2 protein-coding genes are annotated in these 744 nt (G+C 35.8%); both read right to left on the bottom strand.

All coding sequences use genetic code 11. The features are described 5' to 3' along the window. Positions 1 to 149: 149 nt before the first annotated feature. Positions 150 to 392: a hypothetical protein gene (locus tag ACYVTD_RS14820; RefSeq protein WP_461248484.1), complete on the bottom strand. Its 243-nt coding sequence runs from the start codon at positions 390 to 392 to the stop codon at positions 150 to 152. After that, the gene (locus tag ACYVTD_RS14815; RefSeq protein WP_461248483.1) at positions 392 to 697 is read right to left on the bottom strand and encodes a type II toxin-antitoxin system RelB/DinJ family antitoxin; all 306 of its coding nucleotides are present in this window, start codon (positions 695 to 697) and stop codon (positions 392 to 394) included. Before ACYVTD_RS14815 ends, ACYVTD_RS14820 begins: the two co-directional genes overlap by 1 nt. Between the last annotated feature and the right edge of the window lie 47 nt (positions 698 to 744).

The raw sequence follows: 744 nt of genomic DNA, 5'->3' as shown, positions 1-744 counted from the left end.
GTGTTGCGGACAGGCAAAGAGATTTATTCACGATAACTGCCCGCATGTTATTTGCGGGAGCTTTTTCATAATGTCTTATTTTGTTAAGAAATCAAGTAATCTTTTCTTGTCTGCGATTGTAAGTTTTCCTATTGGTTTTTTATTTTTGATTACTGATATTGGAAAGTTAAGCAGAATTCAGTATCAATATATGACTGACTGTCGAGTCCTGCCTGTGCCCAATCATTAATTTTAAAGTATTGCGCCTTGATGACTTCGCTTTTGTTTTCATATTGTGTTGTAATCGGGTAAACCGATATTGTATTTTCATTTATCAGAAGTACCAAAACCGGACGGTTTTTTCCGCCGCTTCCCCATGAAATATATGTAATGAATAGTTCAAATGGCTTCATTAACCATTTACCGCCCAATCATAAACCTCAGGATTTTTCTCTTTGTCTATATGTAAATTTCCGTCAGCGTCCGTTTTTATTTCAACTTTTTGGGGATTCCTTTTTACGGCTGCCGCGATGATTTGTTCGTCCATTGTTAGGTTTACGATTGGCTGGAACGGCAAGCGGCGCTCTGCTATTATTTGTCTAAAAAACATATCAATTGCCGTTGTCTGGTCTATTCCCATTCGCCCTAAAAGCTGTGCGGCTTGTTCCTTAATTTCTGTATCTATCTTAACATTTATATTTGATTTTACATTTATCATAAAATTACCTTAATTAAAATATACAATTTTATAACGACGTTGTCAAC

It is taken from the genome of Treponema sp. R6D11 (genome assembly GCF_054786075.1).
The sequence above is the reverse complement of the archived record's forward strand: the minus strand, read 5'-3'. Positions and strand labels throughout refer to the sequence as shown.